The 23,162-nt window shown below is 67.4% G+C and carries 2 protein-coding genes (1 of these 2 cut by a window edge); both read right to left on the reverse strand.

From position 1 onward, the window contains the following. Positions 1–5,088, reverse strand: the 5' end (the start) of a protein-coding gene (locus OG874_RS30440; RefSeq protein ID WP_330250530.1) for a non-ribosomal peptide synthetase. Its footprint begins 20,370 nt before the window's first position; the window shows 5,088 of its 25,458 coding nt (coding positions 1–5,088); the start codon lies at positions 5,086–5,088; its stop codon lies off the left edge, out of view. Next, positions 5,088–22,829: a non-ribosomal peptide synthase/polyketide synthase gene (locus tag OG874_RS30445; RefSeq protein ID WP_330250531.1), complete on the reverse strand. Its 17,742-nt coding sequence runs from the start codon at positions 22,827–22,829 to the stop codon at positions 5,088–5,090. The genes OG874_RS30440 and OG874_RS30445 overlap by 1 nt, the downstream gene beginning before the upstream one ends. Positions 22,830–23,162: the final 333 nt, after the last annotated feature.

Raw genomic sequence — 23,162 nt, forward strand, 5'->3', positions numbered from 1 at the left:
ACTCTTGTGCCGCAAAACCGGTAGTGGCAATGCTTTGCGATCCAGCTTGCCACTCGTGTTCAGCGGAAACTCGGCCAGTTCGACCAGCGCGGTCGGCACCATATACCCTGGAAGACGCTGCGCCAGAGCCACTTTGACGGCATCCAGGTCCAACTCACCGCCCGGCCTGCGAATCACGTAACCCGCCAGGTAGTCACCATTGATCAGCCGTACCGCCGCTTGGCTCACCTCGGGCGCGGCCAGCAGTGCCGTCTCGATCTCGGCGAATTCGATGCGCTGGCCACGGAACTTCACCTGGAAATCCATCCGGCCGAGGTAGACGAGCTCACCATCAGCGCTCCAGCGCACCAGATCGCCGGTGCGGTACATCCGGGTACCGGGCCTGCCGAAGGGGTTGGCCACGAAGCGATCCGCCGTCAGGTCCACGCGGCCGTGGTAGCCGCGGGCCAGCTGGGCACCGGCCAGATACAGTTCGCCGGGCACTCCGATCGGTACCGGACGCAGCCGCGAATCCAGCACGTAGACTTGCGAATTCCATTCCGGCTCACCGATCGGCACCAGTTCGTCGGCAGCTGTCACCGCGCGGTAGGTGATCGACACCGCGGCTTCGGTGGGGCCATAGAGATTGTGCAGCGCGGCATCGCTCACCGCGTGGAAGGCCGCGACCGTCTCCGGGGCCAATGCCTCACCGATGACGAAGATATCGCGCAGTGCATCGAGTTCGCCCGCTTCGGCATGGGCGGCGAAGACCGCGAGCATCGACGGCACGAAGTCGGTCAGCGTGACACCGTGGCGGGCAATGGTTTCCGCGATATAGCGCGGATCGCGATGTCCGTCCGGGGCGGCGAGTAGCAGGGTCGCGCCCGCGCGCAGCGGTAGGAAGTATCCCCACAGCGCTACGTCGAAAGTGGTCGCGGTCTTCTGCAGGTAAACATCGCCGGCGCGCGGCCGGTATTCGTCGTGCATCCAGGCTAGTTGGTTGGCGATGGCACGGTGTTCGACCGATACGCCCTTCGGCCGGCCCGTCGAACCGGAGGTGAAGATGACGTAGGCCGGGTGCTCGGGCCGCAGCGGCGCGCGACGCTCGCCATCGCCGATCTTGGCCGCCGAGTATTGCGACAGCTCGAGTGCATCGACACGGTGCAGGCGCACACTCGCGGGCACGGTCGGCGGGAGGGTGAATCCGGTGCCGCTGGTGGTGAGTACCGAGTGCGGCCGGGCGGTATCGAGGATGTGCCAGATCCGTTCGGCCGGATGCTCGGGATCCACCGGAACGTACGCACCACCGGCGCGCAGCACCGCGTACATGGCGATAACCAGCTCGATCGAGCGCGGTATGGCCAGCACCACCAGCGATTCCGGGCCGACGCCGGTGCCGATGAGCAGGCGGGCCAACCGATTGGCCCGCTCGGAGAGTTCGATGTAGGTGAGTTCGGCCGCCTCGGCGACCAGTGCGACGGCGGTCGGGGTTCGCCGGACCTGGTTGTCGAAGCCTTCGTGCAGAAAGCGGTCGGCCACCCTGTGCCCGCTGGCATTCCAGCTGGCGGTGACATAGTCGAGTTCGCCCGCGTCGAGGAGTTCGATATCGCCGACCGCGATATCCGGATCGGCGGCGGCCGCGCACAGTATCCGGAGAAATTTGGCACCGAACTCGCGCACGCTCGCGGCATCGAACAGGTCGGTGGCATAGGTGAATTCGGCACGATAGCCGGAACCGTCCAGATCGGAAAGCGTCAGCTGCAGATCGAATTTCGCGAAGCCGGGATCGAAATCGACCAGCTCCGCATCCAGTCCGGGCACGGTCAACGCGATCGGCCCGATATTCTGCATGAACAGCGCGACCTGGAACAACGGATGCCGGCCCTGCGATCGAGCCGGGTTGGCCACCTCGACCAGCCGCTCGAATGGAATATCACTGTGCGCGAAGGCATTCAGATCTCGGTCACGCGCTTCGCCGACCAGATCGGCGAAGCTCACCGCGCCGCGAACCGCCATGCGCAGCACGAGGGTATTGACGAACATGCCGACGAGATCGTCCAGGGCACGGTCACCGCGTCCGGCGACCGGTGTGCCGATGGCGATATCGGCGGTGCCCGACAGCCGGGCCAGCAGGACCGCGAGCGCGGCATGCACCACCATGAACGGCGTGGCCCGGCTGCGGGCGGCGATCCGCTCGATCGCCGCGCGTAATTCGGCATCGATGGCGAACTCATGGGTGGCTCCGCGGTAGGACGCCACCGCGGGGCGCGGGCGATCCGCGGGCAGATCCAGCTGGGCGGGCAGTTCCGCCAATTCGGCGGCCCAGAATGCGAGCTGGCGCCCGGCCACCGAATCCGGATCGTGCTCGTCGCCGAGCACCCGCCGCTGCCACAGCGCGTAGTCCGCGTATTGCACCGCGAGTGGGTGCCAGTCCGGCATCCGACCGGCGCGACGGGCAGCGTAGGCGGTGCCGAGATCGCGCATCAGCGGGCCCATCGAGACACCGTCGGCGGCGATGTGATGCACCACCAGGACCAGCGTGTGATCCTGTGGCCCACTGCACAGCAGCCGCACGCGCACCGGAATCTCTTCGGCGACATCGAATCCCTGGACAGCGGTTGCCAGCACAGCCCCGGCCAGGTCTGCCTCGGCGACATCGATCGGCGTCAGGTCGAAGACGGCGTGCGCCGAGCGCACCACCTGCGCCGGCCCATCGTCGGTCTGCGGATAGACCGTGCGCAGGATCTCATGCCTGGCAACGAGATCGGTGATCGCAGCCGACAGTGCGGGTACCTCGAGCGCACCGCGAAGGCGCAGCGCGACCGGAATGTTGTCCACCGCGGCGCTATCGAAAACGTAGGCGGATTCGGTATCGGTACCGAACCGGTTGAGAAACCACATGCGCCGCTGCGCCGGGGATAGGGGAAGGCGTAGCGGCCGTGCGCCTGCCGTCAGGGTGGGCCGCGCGATACCGGTTCGCGCAAGCCCGGCCAGCGCGGACACCGTCGGGCGATCGAAGAAATCCCGGACGTCGACGGTGATGCCGAGCGCGGCTCCGATCCGGGCGATGGCCCGGGTGGCGATGAGGGAATTGCCGCCGAGCGCGAAAAAATCGTCATCGGCACCGATCCGCTCCGTTTCCAGCAATTCGCCGAAGATCGCGGCGACGGTGATTTCGGCATCGGTGGTCGGAGCGCGGTATTCGGCCGCGCCGGAGCCGAATACCGGTTCCGGCAGTGCGCGGCGATCCAGCTTGCCATTCGCATTGACCGGCATCTCATCGAGCACCGTCACCAGCGACGGCACCATGTAGTCCGGCAGGTCCCGCCGCGTGGACGCCAACACTGTGGCCGGATCGATCGTGACGCCGCGGTGCGGCACGACATAGCCCACCAGGTGGTCGCCGCCCGCGTGCCGACGCAGCAGTACCGCGGCCTGCGCGACGTGCTCGTCGCGCAGTAGCGCCGCTTCCACCTCACCCAGCTCGATCCGCAGGCCGTGCAGCTTCACCTGGAAGTCGATGCGGCCCAGGTATTCCAGTTCGTCGGGGCGGCCGTCGACATCGGTGCGCCAGCGGACCAGATCACCGGTGCGGTACATCCGATCGCCGGGCGCGCCCTCGGGATTGGCCACGAACCGGTCGGCGGTCAAGCCGGGACGAGCAACATAGCCGCGAGCCAGCTGCACGCCCGCCAGATACAGCTCGCCGACCACACCGCTGGCCACCGGCCGCAGGTCGTCGCCGAGCACCAGCAATTCGGTGTCGTCGGCGGGCGCGCCGATCGGCACGGTGCTGCTGTCCGCCGCGGTGACCTCGTGCGCAGTGACGTCGACGGCGGCCTCGGTGGGGCCGTAGAGATTGTGCAGTGTCGCGCCGCTGATATCGCGGAAGGCGGCCGCGGTGGCGGCGGGCAGCGCCTCACCCGAGGCGAAGACCAGACGCAGGGTCCGCGCCGCGGTGTCGACGTGCGGTTCGGCCACGAACACCGCGAGCATCGAGGGCACGAAATGCGTGACGGTCACGCCGCGTTCGGCGATGGTGCGCGCGAGATAGGCCGGATCGCGATGTCCGTCCGGCGCGGCGATCACCAGCCGCGCGCCGACCTGCAGCGGCCAGAAGAACTCCCACACCGAGACATCGAAGGTGCACGGCGTCTTCTGCAGCACGACGTCATCGCCGCGCAGTCGGTACCGCCGCTGCCGCCATCGTAGGTTGGCCAGAATCGAACGGTGCGATACCGCAACACCTTTCGGGCGACCGGTCGAACCCGAGGTGAAGATGACGTAGGCCGTATTGTCGCCCGACAGCCGGGGGCGCTCGACCGCAGCATCGACTGGCGCGGTGCCACCGTCGAATTCATCGATCCGCAGTACCCGGACATCGGGCGCGAACTCCGGCTGATCCCGGATGGTGGTGAGCACCAGGACCGGCGCGGCGACCTCGAGGACGTACGCGATGCGCTCGGCCGGATGCTCGGGGTCGATCGGCACATACGCGCCGCCCGCCTTCAGAATCGCATACATGCCGACCAGCAGGTCGAACGAGCGTCGAACGGCGAGTCCCACCAATGCGTCCGGTCCGACACCCAGATCGACGAGCCGCCGTGCGAGCGCGTCGACCCTGGCGTCGAACTCCGCGTAGGTGAGGGTCGCGCCCGCGAATTCCAGCGCCACCGCATCGGGTGTGCGCCGCACCTGCTCCTCGAATTCACTGACCAGCGTCTCGATCGGCGCGAATATGGTCGGCAGTACATGCGCCGCGGCCGTCAGCGCATCGTCGAGCAGTTGTTCGAGCACCGCGCCGAGCGCGCCGTCGGCCGAGTCCAGCAGTGCGGGCAGCTGAGCGGAGACCACGACCGATACCAGTGCGTCGGCCCCGAGCCCGCCGCCCATGGCCTCGTCCAGCACCATGATCTCGGTGGCCAGCGCGCCGTAGGTGATGGTGGTCCCGTCGTGTCGCAAGGCGATCCGGTCCGGATCCAATTCGGCGACCGTATCGATCAATCCGGGTAGGTCGTCGATTCCGTACGCGCGACGCAGCGCCGAATAATCGTGCGCGGCAATACGTTTGCCGAGCCCGCTGGATGCGACCGATTCTGCATGGGACATCAACTAATTCCTTCCGAATCGACTGCCGACCCCGAGTTGGCGAGCACGGCCTGCGCCTCGGCGAGCAGGGTCCGCAAGACCGCGGCGAGACCAGTGCCGCCGAGTGCGGCCAGGAGGCCGGGCACCAGCCCGGCCAGGGCGACATTGATGAGCGTTTCCGGCTTCGCGGCAGCGCCCATGGCCTTGGCGACCGTCGCGAGCTTGGCGGCCAGCTCGCCGTAGGTCACCGCGTGCGCGTCGTGGGTGAAAGCGACGGCACCGGGCGCGATGCGGGCGGCAGCCGCGATGAGCGTGGGCAGCTCCGCCACCGTGACGCCGCGCACCTGTTCAGGGTCGCGAATGTCGATCGCGCGGATCGCGATCGATGGGTCTTGCGCGATCACCACGAACATGCGCAGCAGCCGTTCCGCGAACAGCTGGACCGTGCCTGCGTCGAAAATGTCTGTCGCATAACCGAATCGCATGGCCAACCCGGCCGGTTCCCCGGCCGCGTCGGACAACTCGATACCGGTGAGCTGCAGGTCGTACTTCGCCTCGGCCGGCGCGAGGTCGAGCACCTCGACCTCCAGCCCGGGCAGTGCGACACGGCCGCTCGGCATGTTCTGGAAGGTGAACATCACCTGGAACAGCGCCGTATAGGCGTTGGACCTGGTCCGCCCCATGACGTCGACCACCCGGTCGAACGGCACGTCGGCGTGCGAGAGCGCCGCGATATCGCGATCCCTGGCCTGCCGCAGCAGATCCGCGAAGCCGGTACGCGCGTCGACCTCGGTGCGCAGTACGACGGTATTGACGAACATGCCGATCAAGTCATCGAGTTCGCGTTCGCCACGACCCGCGACCGGTGCGCCGATGGCGATATCCGTGGTGCCGGAAAGCTTGGCGAGCAACACCGCGAAAGCGCTGTGGATCAGCGTGAACAGCGTGGTGCCGTGCGCACGGGCAATGCTGTCCAAGCGCCCGGAGAGTACGGCGTCGACCTCGAAATCGACAGCGGCACCGCGCATATCGCGCCGGGCCGGACGTGGTCGATCCATCGGCAACGGCAGTACCTCGGGCAGTTCCGCCAATTCCGTTGTCCAGTACCGGAGTTGCCGTGACAGCAAGCTGTTCGGATCGCGGTCGGAGCCGAGCACCGCCCGCTGCCACTCGCTGTAATCGGCATAGTTGATTTCCAGCGGCGCCCAGTCGGGTGCGTGACCCGATGTCCGGGCGAGATAGGCGCGCATGAGGTCGCGCGTCATCGGGGCGACCGAATATCCATCGGCGCTGATGTGATGCAGCACCACGACCAGCACGTGCTCGTCGACACCGGTGCGGACCAGCGCGGCGCGGACCGGCGGGGCGGTGGTGATATCGAAACCGGCGGAGACGAATTCATTGATCCGCGCGTCGATGTCACCCTGCGTCGACAGCATCGGCTCCAGTGGGACCGCCATATCCGCAAGCGGCACCACCTCCTGCACCGGCTCGGGTTCGGCATCCGGGTATCGCGTGCGCAAGGTCTCGTGGCGTTCGAGCACATCCAGGATTGCCGCGCCGAGGGCCGCGACGTCCAGATCACCGGTGAGGCGCAGTGCCGCCGGGATGTTGTACGCCGCAGAATCCGGAGACAGCCGGTTGACCACCCACATCCGCTGCTGTGCCAGCGAAAGCGCAGCGGGCGCGGCGCCGAGGCGGCGCGTCAGTGCGGGCCTGTCGTCGGCGTCGTCGAGCTCGGCCAGGTGCGCGGCGAGCAGCCCGACGGTCGGCGCGTCGAATACCGCGGCCACTGGAACCCGCACTCCCAGTGCGGAGCCCAATTGGGCGACCACCCGGGTCGCCAGCAGCGAATTGCCGCCGATGGCGAAGAAGTCGGTATCCAACCCGACGCGCGCACCGGATTTCAGCACCGCCGTACCGATTACCGCCGCGAAGGTGTCAGCGACCAGCTGTTCCAGCTCGCTGTTCGGTGCGCGGAAGGCCGCCGCGGTGAGCACCGGTTCGGGCAGCGCGGAACGATCGACCTTGCCATTCGCGTTGAGCGGCAACGACTCCAGCACGACAATCGCGGCGGGCACCATGTAGGTGGGCAGCTCCGCGGCCACCGCCGCGCGCAACTCACTCGCCAACTCGACACGGATGGTCGCCGCCACATAGGCGATCAGCCGCGACCCGGTATGGTCGTCGTCCCGCGCCACCGCGACCGCCGCCCGCACGTCGGGCAGCCGCAGTAGCGCGGTCTCCACCTCGCCGAGTTCGATACGGAAGCCGCCGATCTTGACCTGGAAGTCCGCGCGCTCCAGGTACTCCAGCGTGCCGTCCGGCCGCCAACCGACGATATCGCCGGTCCGGTACATCACGGTGCCGACGCCGGTCGCGAAGGGATCCGCGACGAACCGTTCAGCGGTCATTCCGGACCTGCGCTGGTAGCCGCGCGCCAATTGCGCACCGGCCAAATACAACTCGCCGGATACACCGACCGGAACCGGCCGCAGCCGGGCATCGAGCACGTAGACCCGGCTATTCCAGGCGGGCACACCGATCGGCACGACATGGCCCGGATCGTCGTCGACTTCGAACGCGGTGATCGACACGGCCGCTTCGGTGGGGCCGTACAGGTTGAACAGTCGCGCACCGGTTTGTTCGGCCCGCCTGCGGAATTCGAGCGCGGTGGTCGGCGCCAGCGCCTCACCGATGGCGAGTACATGCCGCAGCGAGCCGGGCAGCGGCGCGTCCGACACCGCCAGCAGCATGCCGACCAATGCGGGCACCGCGTGCAGCACCGTCACCGCATGCCGTTCGATCAGGGCACGAAGCCGGTCCGGATCGCGTTCGGTGCCCGGCGCGGTCACCACCAGGCGGCCGCCGGTGGTCAGGATCGACCAGAACTCCCACACCGAAAGGTCGAAGGTCGCCGGGGTCTTCAGCAGTGCGCTCGCGTGCGGGCCCGGCGCGAATCGGTCGCGCAGCCAGGCCAATTGGTTGACGATCGCGGCGTGCGCGATGGTGACGCCCTTGGGCAGACCGGTCGATCCGGATGTGAAGATCACATATGCCGGGTGCTGGGGCCGCAACGGGCGAACCCGTTCGGCATCCACAATCGGTGTCGGTGCGTACTCCGTCAGGTCGAGACTATCCACTTCCCTTGTAGGAAGCGATATTTCGATGGGAAGCCCGTCGCGTGACGTCGTCAGCACGCATACGGGCGCGGCTGTCTCGATGATGTGCGCGATTCGGTCCGCCGGGTGATCCGGGTCGATTGGCACGTATGCGCCACCGGCCCGCACCACCGCGTACATGGCCACGACCAGCTCGACCGAGCGCCGCATCGCGAGTACCACAGTCGCCTCAGGACCGACCCCGTCGGCAATCAGCCTGCGCGCCAGCCGATTTACCGCCGCATCGAATTCGGCATAGGTGAGCGCGGCCTCGGAGTTCGCATCAATCAGTGCGATACTCCGCGGCGTCAACGCCACCTGGGTGTCGATGAGATCCGCCAGCGTCACCGGGGCCACCGGATGCGTCGTCCGATTCCACTCCTCGAGCACCTGCGTCCGTACTGCCTCGCCGAGCAGGTCCAGATCGCCGACGGCCGTATCCGGCTGGGCGACAACTGCTTCGAGTACCCGAGCAAGTTGCCCGGCGAACCGCTGCGCACTCGCGGACTCGAACAGATCGGTCGCATACCCGAGCGCCATATCGATACCCGCGGGCGCTCCGTTCACGCCGTAGTGGTCGACCGCGAACAGATGCAGATCGAATTGCGCCACACCGCTGTCGAATTCGAGCTCACTCACCTCGAGACCCGGCAGCCGGAGCACACCGCGTTCGTGGTTCTGGAACGAATAGCCGACCTGGAACAGCGGATGCCGCGCCGTCGATCGCTGCGGATTCAGCACCTCCACCAGACGCTCGAACGGCACATCCGCATGGGAGAAGGCCGCGATATCGACCGCTCTGGCCTGCCCGAGCAGTTCCGCGAAGCTGTCCGCGCCATCCACCCGGGTCCGCAGTACCAGCGTATTGACGAACATGCCGATGACATCGTCGAGTTCGGCATCGCCACGGCCCGCGATCGGCGTGCCGACCGCTATATCCGCACTGCCGGACAGCCGCGAAAGCAAAACGGCGAAGGCAGCGTGTACGACCATGAACAGCGTCGCGCCGCTGTGTCGTCCGAGTGCGATGAATGCGGCGTGCAGCCGCGCCTCGATCGCGAATTCCACCTTCGCGCCGCGCAGACTCTGGCGTGCGGGCCGCGGATGGTCGGCGGGCAGGGTCAGCTGATCCGGCAGCCCGGCCAGCGTCCGCGTCCAATAGGCGATCTGCTGTGCCGACAGCGACCCCGGATCTTTCTCGCCGCCGAGCAGTTCCCGCTGCCACAGCGCGTAATCCGCGTACTGCACGGCGGGCGGCGGCCAACCGGGTGCACTGTGGTCCAGGCGTGCGGTGTAAGCCAGTATCAGATCGCGGACGAACGGCGCGAGCGAGGATCCGTCCGCCGCGATGTGGTGCAGCACGGCGGCCAGCACGAACTCGTCCCGCCCCGCGATCCGGAACAGGCGCATGCGCACCGGAATATCGACGGTCACGTCGAAGGTCGTCGCCGCAAGTTCCCGAATCCTTTCCGGCAGTTCAGCTTCGGTGCTTTCGATCAGATAGAGCGACGGAACCGCCCGCACGACCGGCACGATCATCTGAGCCGCCACACCGTCGAGTTCCGGATACCGCGTCCGCAGCGACTCGTGTCTACCGATCAGATCCGCGACGGCGGCTTGTAGTGCCGCGATATCCAATGTGCCGGTCAGCCGCAGCGCCACCGGAATGTTGTAGGCGATCGAGTGCTGGTCGAACCGGTTGAGGAACCACATCCGCTGCTGCGCAGGCGACAACGGAATACGGGCCGGGCGCGCACCGGCCACCAACGCGGGCCGGGATGCTCGCGAATCATCGGCGACGACCAGGGCGGCGAGATCGGCGACCCGCGGCGCCTCGAACAGCGCGCGGACACCGACCGTGCGCCCGAACGCGGCGCCGATCCGCGCGGCGGCCTTCGCGGCCGATAGCGAACTGCCACCGAGCGCGAAGAAGTCGTCATCCGCGCCGACCAGGCCCGGGTCATCGGTCCTGCCGAGGACCTCGGCGAACACCCCGGCAACGATCTCCTCCGCGACCGTCCCCGGCTTGTGATAGGTCGCCACCTCGAACGCCGGGGCGGGCAGCGCGGCCCGATCCAGCTTTCCATTGACGGTCAGCGGAATTCGGTCCACCACCACGATTGTGGCGGGCACCATATGCTCGGGCAGTCTGCGCGCGAGCCGTTGCCGCAGCGCTGCGGTGTCGATCGTGTCGTGGCCGACCGCATACGCGATGATTCGCGGCTCATCCACCGAATCGGTGCGCACGACAACCGCTACCTCGCGCACCGCCGCCGACTCCTCCAGCAGCGCCGCCTCGATCTCCCCCAGCTCGATGCGGAATCCGCGCAGGTTCACCTGCTGGTCGGCGCGCCCCAGGTACTCCAGCTCACCGTCGGTCGTCCACCGCGCCAGATCGCCGGACCGATACGCCAATGAGCCGCCCTCGGCGTAAGGGTCGGCCACGAACCTGCTCGCGGTGAGCGCGGGCCGCCCGAGATAACCACGCGCCAACTGACCCCCGGAGACATAGATCTCGCCGGGCACCCCGACCGGCACCGGCCGCAGCCTGGCATCGAGCAGTCGCATAACCAATCCCGGTATGGCGCTGCCGATTACGCTCGCCGAGCCGCTGCCGCTCTCGATCGCGCGGTGGGAGACATGCACGGTGGTCTCGGTGATGCCGTACATGTTCACCAACCGCGGTGACCGCGCGAACCAGCCGCTCAGTCGCTGTGGTTCCAGCGCCTCGCCACCGAAAATCACATAGCGCAACGCGAGTTCGGCGGACGACTCGACGGCGATCAATTGATAGAAGGCCGACGGTGTTTGGTTCAACACCGTCACTTTCTCGGCGGCGAGCAGTTCCAGGAACTGCTGTGGCGAGCGCGCGGTGTAGTAGTCGACCACCACCAGCTTTCCGCCGTGCAGCAGCGCGCCCCAGAGCTCCCAGACGGAGAAGTCGAACGCGTAGGAGTGGAACATCGTCCAGACATCCGAGGGCCCGAAATCGAAGTGGCCCTTGGTGTTATCCAGCAGTCGCAGCACATTGCGGTGCGGGATGACCACGCCCTTCGGCTTACCAGTGGATCCGGAGGTGTAGATGACGTAGGCGGGGTGCGCGGGATTCAGTGGCGCGCGCCGATCGGTCTGGGTGATCGGGCCCGGGTCGATCGAATGCGGCGCCACGGTATCGACATCCAGCACCGGCCCGCCGAACCACCCGGGCGGCAATCCGGCCACGGCGCTGGTGATCGCGCAGATCGGCCGGGCGTCGTCGAGCATGTACTCGATCCGGTCCGCCGGATAGTTCGGATCGAGCGGCAGATATCCACCGCCCGCCTTGATCACCGCGAGCAGCGCGACGATCAGTTGCACCGAGCGCGGCAGCGCCACCGCCACCAGCGCTTCCGGCCCGACTCCGGCCGCGATCAGCCGACGCGCGAGCCGGTTCGACCCGGCGTCGAGTTCGGCATAGGTCAGCGATTCGGTGCCCGCGCGCACCGCCGTGGCCGTCGGATCGATCGCGGCCGCCCGCGCGAACCGGTCGGCCAACGTGCTGGTCTCGGTGACGTGGGTCCGTGTCGAAGCGGCCCATTCGTGCAGCGCTCGGTGCTGTTCCTCGGCGCTGAGCAATTGGATATCCCCGACCACGACGGTGGCATCGGCGGCGATGGCGGCCAGCACCTGGGTGAATCTGCGGCCCAGTACCGCGATCGTGCCCGCGTCGAAAAGATCGGTCGCGTAGGTGATCTCGATATCCACGCCATCCGCGCGACCATCGGCGTCATCGGATTCGACCACGGTGAACTGCAAGTCGAATTTGGCGGCGACCGCGTCGAATTCGATCGGCCGCACTACGAGGTCGGCCAGTTCCAGCCGGGGCAGCGTGAAGTTCTGGAAGGTCAGTGCCACCTGGAACAGCGGATGCCGGTGCTGTGCCCGGGTGGGGGCCATGACCTCGACCAGCCGCTCGAACGGCACATCCGCATGCGAGAGCGCCTCGATATCCTGCACACGCACGGTGTCGAGCACCGTCTCGAAGCGTGCCCTGGTGTCGATCCGGGTCCGCAACACCACGGTGTTGACGAACATGCCGACGAGTCGATCGAGCGCGGCATCGCCACGACCGGCGACCGGGGTGCCGATCGCGATATCCGCGCCGACGGACAATCGGGACAGCAGCACCGCGAGCGCTGCGTGCACCGTGCTGAACAGCGTGGTTTCCCGCTTGCGCGCCAGCTCGCGCAGTTCGCTGTGCAAGTCGGAGTCGATCCGAAGCCGATGTGTGGCACCGCGATACGACGAGACGGCCGGTCGCGGACGGTCGGTGGGCAACTCCAACTGCTCCGGCAGACCCGCCAGCGTGCGCTGCCAGTACGCCAGCTGCCGGTGCGCCGGTGATTCCGGATCATCGTCGTCGCCCAGCGTTTCGGCCTGCCACAGCGTGTAGTCGGCGTACTGCACCGGCAGTGCGGCCCAGGCGGGCTCCGCACCATCCCGGCGAGCGGCATAGGCGGTCAGGAGATCGCCGGCGAGCGGACCGAGCGAGCAGCCGTCGGCCGAAATATGGTGCAGCACAATGGCCAACACGTGCTCGGCCACACCGGCAACCGCGTACAACCGGGCGCGCAACGGCGACTCGGAAGTCAGGTCGAAGGTGGCCGCCGCGAACGCGGTAAGACGCTGCGCGAGTGCGCCTTCGGTGACCTGCTCCGACTCCAATATCGGAACGGCCACAGGCAGAATCACTTGTCGCGCACCATCGGGTCCGTCCGGATAGACCGTGCGCAGGCTCTCGTGGCGGGCGACCACATCCGCCAGCGCGACGGCCAACGCCTCGACGTCCAGATCTCCGGTGAGCCGCAGCGCGACGGGGATATTGCCGACCGCATCGCCCGGTCCGGACTCGTCGCTGGACAGGTACCGGTTCAGGAACCACATGCGCCGCTGAGCAGGCGAAAGCGGAATCCGCTCCGGGCGTGGACGTGCGGTCAATGCGATGTGACGTCCATCCTGATGTACCTCTGTCGCGGCCGCGAGTGCCTCGACCGTGGACGCTTCGAACAACAGCCGCACCGGCAGCCGCAGATCGAGCGCCGCACCCAACCGGGCCAGAACCTGCGTGGCGTTCAGCGAGTTCCCACCGAGCGCGAAGAAATCATCGTCGAGACCCACCCGCTCGACGTCCAGGACTTCAGCGAAGGTCCGGGCGACGATCTCCTGCACCCCCGTGACGGGGGGACGGAAGACAGCGGCCTCGAAGACGGGCGCGGGCAGCGCCTTGCGATCCAGCTTGCCGGAGCCATTGAGCGGGAACTCGTCGAGCACGACATACGCCGACGGCACCATATACGCGGGCAGTTGCCTGCTCAGCATGGATTTCACGGCATCGGTATCGACCGTCCCGGGTTCGGCGACAACATACGCGACCAGCTGCGACGCGTCCCGCAGCACGACAACCGCTTGGGCGATCGATTCGACTGCGGCAAGGGCGGTTTCGATATCACCGAGCTCGATCCGCAAGCCGCGCAGCTTGACCTGGAAGTCGGTGCGGCCCAAATACTCGAGAACCCCATCCGCACGCCACGACACCAGATCACCCGTGCGGTACATCCGCGCACCAGTGCCGAACGGATTCGCCACGAACCGATCGCTGGTCAGATCCGACCGCGCGACATACCCGCGCGCCAATTGCGTTCCGGCCAGATACAACTCACCGGGCACCCCCGCCGGCACGGGACGCAGCCGCCCATCGAGAACGTAGACCTGAGTGTTGAATACCGGCCCGCCGATCGGCACGGTGTCGACATCGGCGTGGGTGACCTCATGGCTGGTGACATCCACCGCCGCCTCGGTCGGACCGTACAGATTGTGCACCGCCGCACCGGTCAACTCACGCAACCGGTGTACGGGTCGCGGCGGCAATGCCTCCCCCGACGCGAACACCAACCGTAGCGAATCACACTGCGCCGCCACTGGTTCCGCGACGAACACCACCAACATCGACGGCACGAAGTGCACGACACTGACCCGCTCGCGGCAAATCACCGCGGCCAGATACGCCGGGTCACGATGCCCGTCCGGCTGCGCGACAACCAAACGCGCACCAACCTGCAAGGGCCAGAAGAACTCCCACACCGATACATCGAAGGTGGCGGGAGTCTTCTGCAGAACCACATCATCGGCGGTCAAGGCATAGGCGTCCTGCATCCACACCAACCGATTCACGATCGCGGCGTGCGAGACCGCGACGCCCTTCGGCCGTCCGGTGGAGCCGGAGGTGAAGATCACGTACGCGGCACTGCCCGGCAGCAACGCACCGAACCGATCGTCATCGGTGAGCGGCGCATCCGAATAGTCGGTGGTATCGAACAGATCCACATCGAGCACCGCCTCCTCGACCTCGGCGGCCAGCTCCAACCCGTCATCCGTGCGGGTCAGCACGCATACCGGCCGAGCAGTGCGCAGCACCTGCCCGATTCGCCCTGCCGGATGATCCGGGTCCACCGGAACATACGCACCACCCGCGGTGAGCACCGCGTACGTGGCCACGACCAGATCAATGGATCGCCGCATGCCGATCGCCACGGTGGTATCCGGTCGAACCCCGATGGACACCAGCAGCCGCGCCAGGCGGTTGACCCGGCCCGCGAACTTCGCATACGTCAACGACTCCCCGTCGAACGAGATCGCAACCGCCGCCGGCGTCCGTGCGACCTGTTCCTCGAACAGCGACACCAGCGTCGCGTCGGCAGCGGTTGGCCGCGCCGTCGCGTTCCACGAGTGCAGGATCTGCGTCCGCTCATCCGCGGAGAGCAGGTCGATATCGCCGATCCGCACCCGCGGATCCACGATCGCTTCGAGCACGCGCCGCAGCCGGGTCGCGAACGACACGACCGTAGCCGCGTCGAACAGGTCGGTCGCGTACTCGAAGGTCGCGACCATACCCGCGACGTCAACGGATTCCGCGAGCGTCAGCTGCAGATCGAATTCGGCTGTCCGCGTGTCGATATCGAGCGCCGATACCGCGAGCCCGGCCAGCTCGAGGCTGGTCCGCCCGGTGTTCTGAAAGTCGAGCATGACCTGGAACAGCGGATGCCGGGCGGCGGACCGCTCCGGACGCAATACCTCGACCAGCCGCTCGAACGGGACATCGGCGTGCGCGAACGCCCGCAGATCGGCGTCGCGGACCCCCGAAAGCAGGTCGGCGAAGGACAGTTCGGCGGGTAACTCGGTGCGCAGGACCAAGGTGTTGACGAACATGCCGACCAGCTCGTCCAAGGCCTGATCACCGCGTCCCGCGATCGGCGTGCCGATCGCGATATCCTGCTGCCCAGCGAGTTTCGCCAGCAGTGTGGCGAGCGCGGCGTGCAGCACCATGAACAGCGAGGCGTTCGCGGCAGCGGCCACGCCGCGTAGTCGCCGGTGCGTCGCGGCGTCGATGATGAACACATGGCGGGCGCCACGGCCGGTGGCAATCGCCGGGCGCGGCCGATCCGCGGGCAGCGTCAGTACATCGGGCACCCCGGCCAGTTCGGCGGCCCAGTACCGGATCTGCTCGGCGATCAACGATTCCGGATCATCCTCCGCGCCCAGTGTCTCGCGCTGCCACCGGGTGTAGTCGGCGTACTGCACCGGCAGCGGTGCCCAACCCGGCTCGTGGCCCGCGCGGCGTGCGGCGTAGGCGGCCATGAGATCCCTGGTCAGCGGCGCGATGGACCAGCCGTCGGCGCTGATGTGATGGATGGAGACGACGAGCACGTGCTCGAGTTCTTCCGGCGCACCCGGCCCGTCGTCGGACCCCGTGCAGAGCAACGTAAGCCGGACAGGCGGCTCCCGATCCACGGCGAAAGGCATTGCCGCCACGGCACGGATCCGATCGGCCAATTCCGCCACGACAACCGACTCCGGAACGAGTGGCCGCGCGACCTCCTCGATCGACAGCACCTGCTGGTGCGCAATACCGTCCACCGCCGGATATCTGGTGCGCAGCGTCTCGTGCCGCGCGAGCACATCCGTGACAGCGGCGTTCAGGGCCACCACGTCGAGCGCGCCCCGCATCAGCATCGCGGCCGTCAGATTGTTCGCGACCGAATCGGCGTCGAACTGATTGAGGAACCACATCCGCTGCTGCGCGTAGGACAGCGGGACCACATCGGGCCGGGGACCTGCCACCAGCGCCCGACGGTTGCGCACCGCGCCCTGAGTTGGCAGCTGCGCGGCGAACGCGGCCACCGTCGAATACTCGAACAACAGCCGCACCGGAATATCGACACCGACCACCGCACCGAGCCGAGCCGCGATCTGGGTCGCCACCAACGAGTTTCCGCCGAGTGCGAAGAAATCGTCGTCCAGGCCGACCCGATCGAGACCGAGCACCGCGGCGAACACCCCGGCCACCGCGTGTTCGGCCGTCGTTACCGGTGCGCGAAATGTCCTGGCGGCCAGCACCGGATCCGGCAGTGCTTTGCGATCCAGCTTGCCCGAGCTGGTCAGCGGCATGTCCGCCAGCGCGACATAGGCACTCGGCACCATGTACGAGGGCAGCGCGGCGCGCAGCCGCTGCTCGAGCACCGCGGCCACCTCCGCCGCTGGGATCGAGGTGACCACATAAGCGACCAGTAGCTCACCCGCGGCCCGGCTGAACACCCGAACCGCCGCCGCACGCACATCGGGCGCGGCGACCAGCGCCGCCTCGATTTCGCCGAGTTCGATCCGCTGCCCACGCAACTTCACCTGAAAGTCACTGCGCCCCAGATACTCCAGATCCCCGGCCCGATTGCGGCGCACCAGATCACCGGTCCGGTACATCCGCGCTCCGGCCGGTCCGTACGGGTTCGCCACGAAACGCTCGGCACTCGAATCGGCTCGGCCGTGGTAACCGCGAGCCACCTGAACTCCGGACAGATACAGCTCGCCGATCACCAGGTCGGGCACCGGCCGCAACCGCGCGTCGAGCACGAGCGCCTGGCTCGCGCGCACCGGTCGTCCGATCGGCACCGGCCCGCCGGCCACGGCATCGACCGCGGCGTAGGTGGCGTGCACCGTGAATTCCGTTGGGCCGTACAGATTGTGTAGTTCGGCCCGACTCACCGTGGCGAAGGCCGTCGCGGCCGCACCCGTCATCGCCTCACCGGCCACGAAAACCGTCCGCAGCGACGCGATCTGGGCCACACCCGTCACCTCGGCGAACATCACCAGCATCGACGGTACGAACGACATCATCGTCACCCGGTACGCGGCAATGGTGGCCGCGAGATACACACTGTCCCGGTGCCCGTCATGGTCCGCGACCACCAGCCGCGCACCGCGCGCCAGCGGCGCGAACAGCTCCCACACCGACACATCGAAGGTCGCGGGAGTCTTGAACAGCACCGCATCCGCAGGCCCGATACCGTATTCGTCGGCGATCCACTCGATCTGGTTCACCACCGAGGCATGCGGTACCGCAACCCCTTTCGGCCGGCCGGTGGATCCGGACGTGAAGATCACATACGCCGTGTTGTCGGTCCGAAGCGGGCACACCCGATCCGAATCAGCCACCCGCGCAGCCGAGTAGCCGGTGCAATCGAGCGCGTCGACCACGAGAACCGGCACCCGAGCGTCACCGCCCGACCACCCGTCGACCGACCGAGTCAGCACGCAGACCGGACGCGACGACGCGATGACATGCGCCTGCCGAGCGGGCGGCTGATCCGGATCCACCGGGACATACCCGCCGCCCGCGGTCAACACGGCATACGCGGCGACGACGAACTGCACCGACCGCCGCATACCGAGCACCACCAGCGCCTCGGGACCGACCCCCGCCGCGATCAGCAGCCGCGCGAGCCGATTGACCTGACCAGCCAGCTCCGCATACGTCAGCGCGCCATCGCCATCGACCAGGGCCACCGCATCCGGTGTCCGCCGCGCCTGCACTTCGAACGCGGCCAACAAGGTGGTCGCGCTCCCCACCGGCGACGCACCCATTCCGCAGTCGAGCACACGCTGTCGACCCGCCGTGTCCAGCAGCGGCAGATCCCCGATCGGCAACTCGACGTCGACCACAATCGCTTGCAGCAAGCGGACCAACCACTGCGCGTACTCCGCGATGGTGGACTCGTCGAATAGATCTGTGGCGTAGGTGAATTCGGCACCGACGCCACTCGATGCCAGCTTCGCCGGTGCCGGACCTTCCCTGAGTCCGGCACCGGCGAAGCTTTCGGTGACCGTGAGTTGGAGATCGAATTTGGTCACTCCGGTGTCCAGCGTACTGGTGTCGACCGACAAATCGGGGAGTTCGAATCGGATGTCCGCGGCATTGTCGAAGGCGAGCAACACTTGGAACAGCGGGTGCCGCGCCTGCGAGCGCGGCGGGTTGATGGCATCGACCAGCTGCTCGAATGGCAATTCGGCGTGACCGAAGGCACCGAGATCGGTCTCGCGCACCTGCGCGAGCAGGGCCGAAAAGGGCGCGGCGGTATCGATCTCGGTCCGCAGCACCAGCGTGTTGACGAACATGCCGACGAGGTCGTCCAGCGCGCGCTCACCGCGTCCGGCCACGGGAGTGCCGATCACGATGTCGTCGCTGCCGGACAGCCGCGACAACAGTACGGCGAGTGCGGCGTGCAGCACCATGAAGTTCGAAACACCTTGGGCGCGTGCCAGTTGCGCGATCCCGGCGTGCACGTCGCCGGGGAGCTCGAAGCGGAAGGTCGCCCCCTGCCCGGACGACACCGCGGGCCGTGACCGGTCAGCGGGCAGTTCGATCAGATCGGGGGCACCTGCGAGCGCGGCGGTCCAGAACGCCAGCTGGCCGGCCAGCGGTGCCGCCGGATCCGTTGCGGAACCGAGCAATTCATGCTGCCACAGGCTGTAGTCCGCGTATTGCACCGCCAATGGTCGCCAATCCGGAGCGTTGCCGACCCGACGAGATCCATACGCGGCCATCACATCTCGCGCCAGTACCCGCAACGACAGCCCGTCGGCGGCAATGTGATGCAGGACCAGCCCCAGCGCGCAGCTATCGTCATCGACCAAGAAAATCCGTGCCCGAATGGGGATTTCACGCTCGAGGTCGAATCCACCCGCCGCGAACCGCGCCAACTCTTCGTCCAGCTCGTCCGTATTGATCGACTCGGGCGCACCCACGACAACCAGCTCGTCGATGGACAGCACAACCTGCTTTGCCGCTATTCCAGCAGCCGCACTCGGCACTACCGCGGGGAAGATCGTGCGCAGCACCTCATGTCGCGCTACCAGATCGATCAATGCCGACCGCAGCGCAGCGAGATCCACTCCCCCACGCAACCGCACGACGAACGGCATGTTATATCCGGCGCCGGCACTGTCGAACCGGTTCAGGAACCAGATCCGCTGCTGCGCCGGAGATAGCGGAACCAGTGGCGGCCGGTATCGCGCCCGCAGCTGCGCGAACACCGGCTCGCCACTGGCTCCACCCGCCCGCTCGATGAGTTCGGCGAGTGCGGACACCGTTGTGGCGGTGAACAATTCGCGAACTCCGAGCCGACAGCCCAGGTCGGCGCCCAATCGCGCCGCGACCTGGGTGGCCACCAAACTATTACCGCCGAGGGCGAAGAAGTCGTCATCGCGCCCGACCCGATCGTGGCCGAGCACCTCCTCGAAGACCCGCGCGACCGCCGCCTGCAGTGGCGTCTCCGCCGCGGTGTACGCCAGCGCGGTCCGTTCCGGCGCGGGCAGCGCGGCCCGGTCCAATTTGCCGGACGCGTTGACCGGCAACGCGTCCAACACCACGAACGCCGCGGGCACCATATACGCGGGCAATGCCCGGATCGCCGCCGCCCGCAGCCGCACGGTCTGCACCGTGCCGGGCTCGGATTCGACGACATAGGCGACCAACTGCTCCCCCACCCCGGCCTCGTCACGCACCACGACCACCGCGCGCACCACCGCATCATCCGCGCCGAGCACGGCTTCGATCTCACCGAGCTCGATCCGCAGCCCACGCAGTTTGACCTGGAAATCGGTGCGGCCCAGGTACGCCAGCTCGCCGTGGGTGGTCCAGCGCACCAGGTCACCGGTGCGGTACATCCGTCCGCCCGGCGCGTGGGGACCACCGAACGGATCGGCGACGAATCGGTCGGCGGACAGCCCCGGTCGGCCGATATAACCACGGGCGAGCTGTACCCCCGACAGATACAGCTCGCCCGCAGCCCCGACCGGTACCGGCCGCAGCCGCGAATCGAGCACGTAGAGCCGGGTATTGAAGACCGGCGCGCCGATCGGCACCGAGAGGGTATCGGTGTCGGTCACTTCATGGAAGGTGACATCGACCGCCGCCTCCGTGGGACCGTACAGATTGTGCAGCCGCGCGCCGGTCAGCACCCGCGTGCGCTGGGCGAGTGCGGCGGGCAGCGCCTCACCGGAGGCGAAGACCGTACGCAGCGAGGTGCGGTCGGTGCACTCCTGCTCGGCCAGAAACGCGTCCAGCATCGATGGCACGAAATGCGCGGTCGTTACGCCGTATTCGGCGATCACCGCACGCAGATAGGCCGGGTCACGATGACCGTCGGGCTCGGCGAGCACCAACTGCGCCCCCACCTGCAACGGCCAGAAGAACTCCCACACCGACACATCGAAAGTGGCGGGCGTCTTCTGTAGCACGACATCATCGGCCGACAACCGATACATCCGCTGCATCCACACCAACCGGTTGACGATCGCCTCGTGTGTGACGGCCACCCCCTTCGGCAGCCCGGTCGACCCCGACGTGAAGATCACATACGCGGGCTGCCCCGGCCGCAGCGCGGCGGTGCGTTCCAGATCCCAGACCGGACCGTCCGAGCAGGCCGTGTCATCCAGTTCGTCGAGGCGGATCACCGCACTCCCGGCAAGTCCCGGCACCGCCTCGGTGCTCAGCACACACACGGGCGCAGCGGTGGCCAGAATGTGCGCGGTGCGCTCGGCCGGATGATCCGGGTCCAGTGGCACATACGCCGCGCCCGCCGCGAGAATCGCGTAGATCGCCACGACGAGCTCCGGCGAGCGGCGGATGTTAACGGCAATCAGCGTTTCGGGTCCGACACCGAGCCCGATCAAATGCCGTGCCAGCCGGTTGCTGCGCGCCGCGAGTTCCCGATACGTCAGGTCCAGCGCACCGGCGAACCGCACCGCCACCGCATCCGGTGTCCGCGCGACCTGCGCCTCGAACATCGAAACCAGCGTCGGCGCACCGGCGACCACCGCGGACACATCGTAGGCGGTCGTATTCCAAATCCGGGTGCTGACCTCGAGTTCCAGCTCGGTCGCCACCGCCACCGACGTCATCGGCGCAGCGATGTCGGCGGCCACCAGCCGCTCGAGGTACCGCAGGAACCGGTCATGGTGGCGCGCGATGTCATCGGCGGCATAGAGATTCGGATTCGCCTCGAAGTCCACGTGCACGCTGTCGCGCTCGCCGTAGTACACATTGAGGCTCAGATCCGCAACCGGACCAGTGGACAGCACGTGATACCGGCCGACCCTCGTGCCGAGGGTCAGTTCGCTGCCGAACAGCATGATGTTGGCCAGCGGACCGAACAGTGCCCGACGCGCGGACCCTCCGTTGTGCCCGGCATCGCGCCGGATGTCCTCGTGCCGATACCGCTGATGACGCAGCGCGCCGGCCACTTCGACGCGGGTCGCCCGCAGCAGCTCGCCCCAGGTTCGGTCGACGGCCAGCCGCAGCGGCACAATATTCGACAGCATCCCCGCCGACCGCCGCAGCACCGCCGTGGTGCGCGCGGTCACCGGCAGGCTCAGCACCACCTCGTCCCGATCGGTGAGCCGCCCGAGATATCCGGCGAAGGCCGCGAGCAGCACCACCGCCAATGTCGAATCCTGGCTGGCGGCAAGGGTATTCATCCGGTTGACGAGCGTGTCCGGCAACACCCGACTGGCGAGCAGATTGGTCGCTGAGCGCGGCGCGGTACGCCCATCCAGGCTGGTCGCGCCGTCGAGTCCGGCCACGCGTTCGGCCCAGTGCGCCCGGTCGGTCGCGAAGCGCGCGCTATCGCGGTAGGCGAGTTCCCCATCGACCAGCGCACGCAACGCACCCGGCTGTACCGCAGGTGGCGCGGTGCCCAGCACCCGTGCGGTGTACAGCTCGGCCACCCGCTGGATACTGGTCAGCGCGCCGAACCCGTCGAGCACGAGATGGTGCGCCCGCAGGTACCAGAAGGACCGCCGGTCGGCGACCCGCAGCACGGCTCCCGCGAACAGCCGATCCGTCAGCATATCGACCGGTGCGCTCGCCTCCGCCCGCATCCATTCGTGTGCCGCCGCCACCGGATCGGCACTTTCGCGCAGGTCGATCGCCTGGATATCGACCGAACCCGCCGGATCGACGCACTGGGTCGGCGCACCGCCGGATTCGCCGAGCCGCACCAGCACCGATTCGTATTCGCGCGCCGCCACGATCGATACCTCCCGCAGGATCACCGGATCCAGTTCCCCGGGCACATCCACGTACTGGGCCACATTGATCGGCACGTCCGGATCGAGCAGCTGTGCGTACCAGACCCCCAACTGCGCCGGAGTCAACGAAAACGGTTGGGGCGCAGCCGGTGCGGACTCCTCCGGTCGCGCACTGAATCCACCCAACTCCGTATCGTGCACCAGAGCCTCCTCGTTCGGCGAAAGAACAGCTGGCCGAATGTTTTTGCGCAGCACGAATAAGCCTCTGCACCAAGGTTGTTCACCCTCGGCACACGGCTTCGACGCCACCACGAGATGATTCGGCGAATGCGCGGGGCAGCCAACGACACCCAACGCGAGATCCGACAGATTGCGTGAAACGAGATCGGTGACCAGCGGTCACCACCGCGGCGAACTCCAGTCCGCCGCTTACGCCTAGCTCTTGATCGCTCCTCCAACGTTGCTGCCGCAGTGCGGGCGCCGCGGCTTTGTCAGCTACATCACACGGATGTGATCCGTACATTGCGAACACTA

Origin of the sequence: Nocardia sp. NBC_00565, from assembly GCF_036345915.1 — a bacterium.
In the GTDB taxonomy this organism is placed as follows: Bacteria; Actinomycetota; Actinomycetes; order Mycobacteriales; family Mycobacteriaceae; genus Nocardia.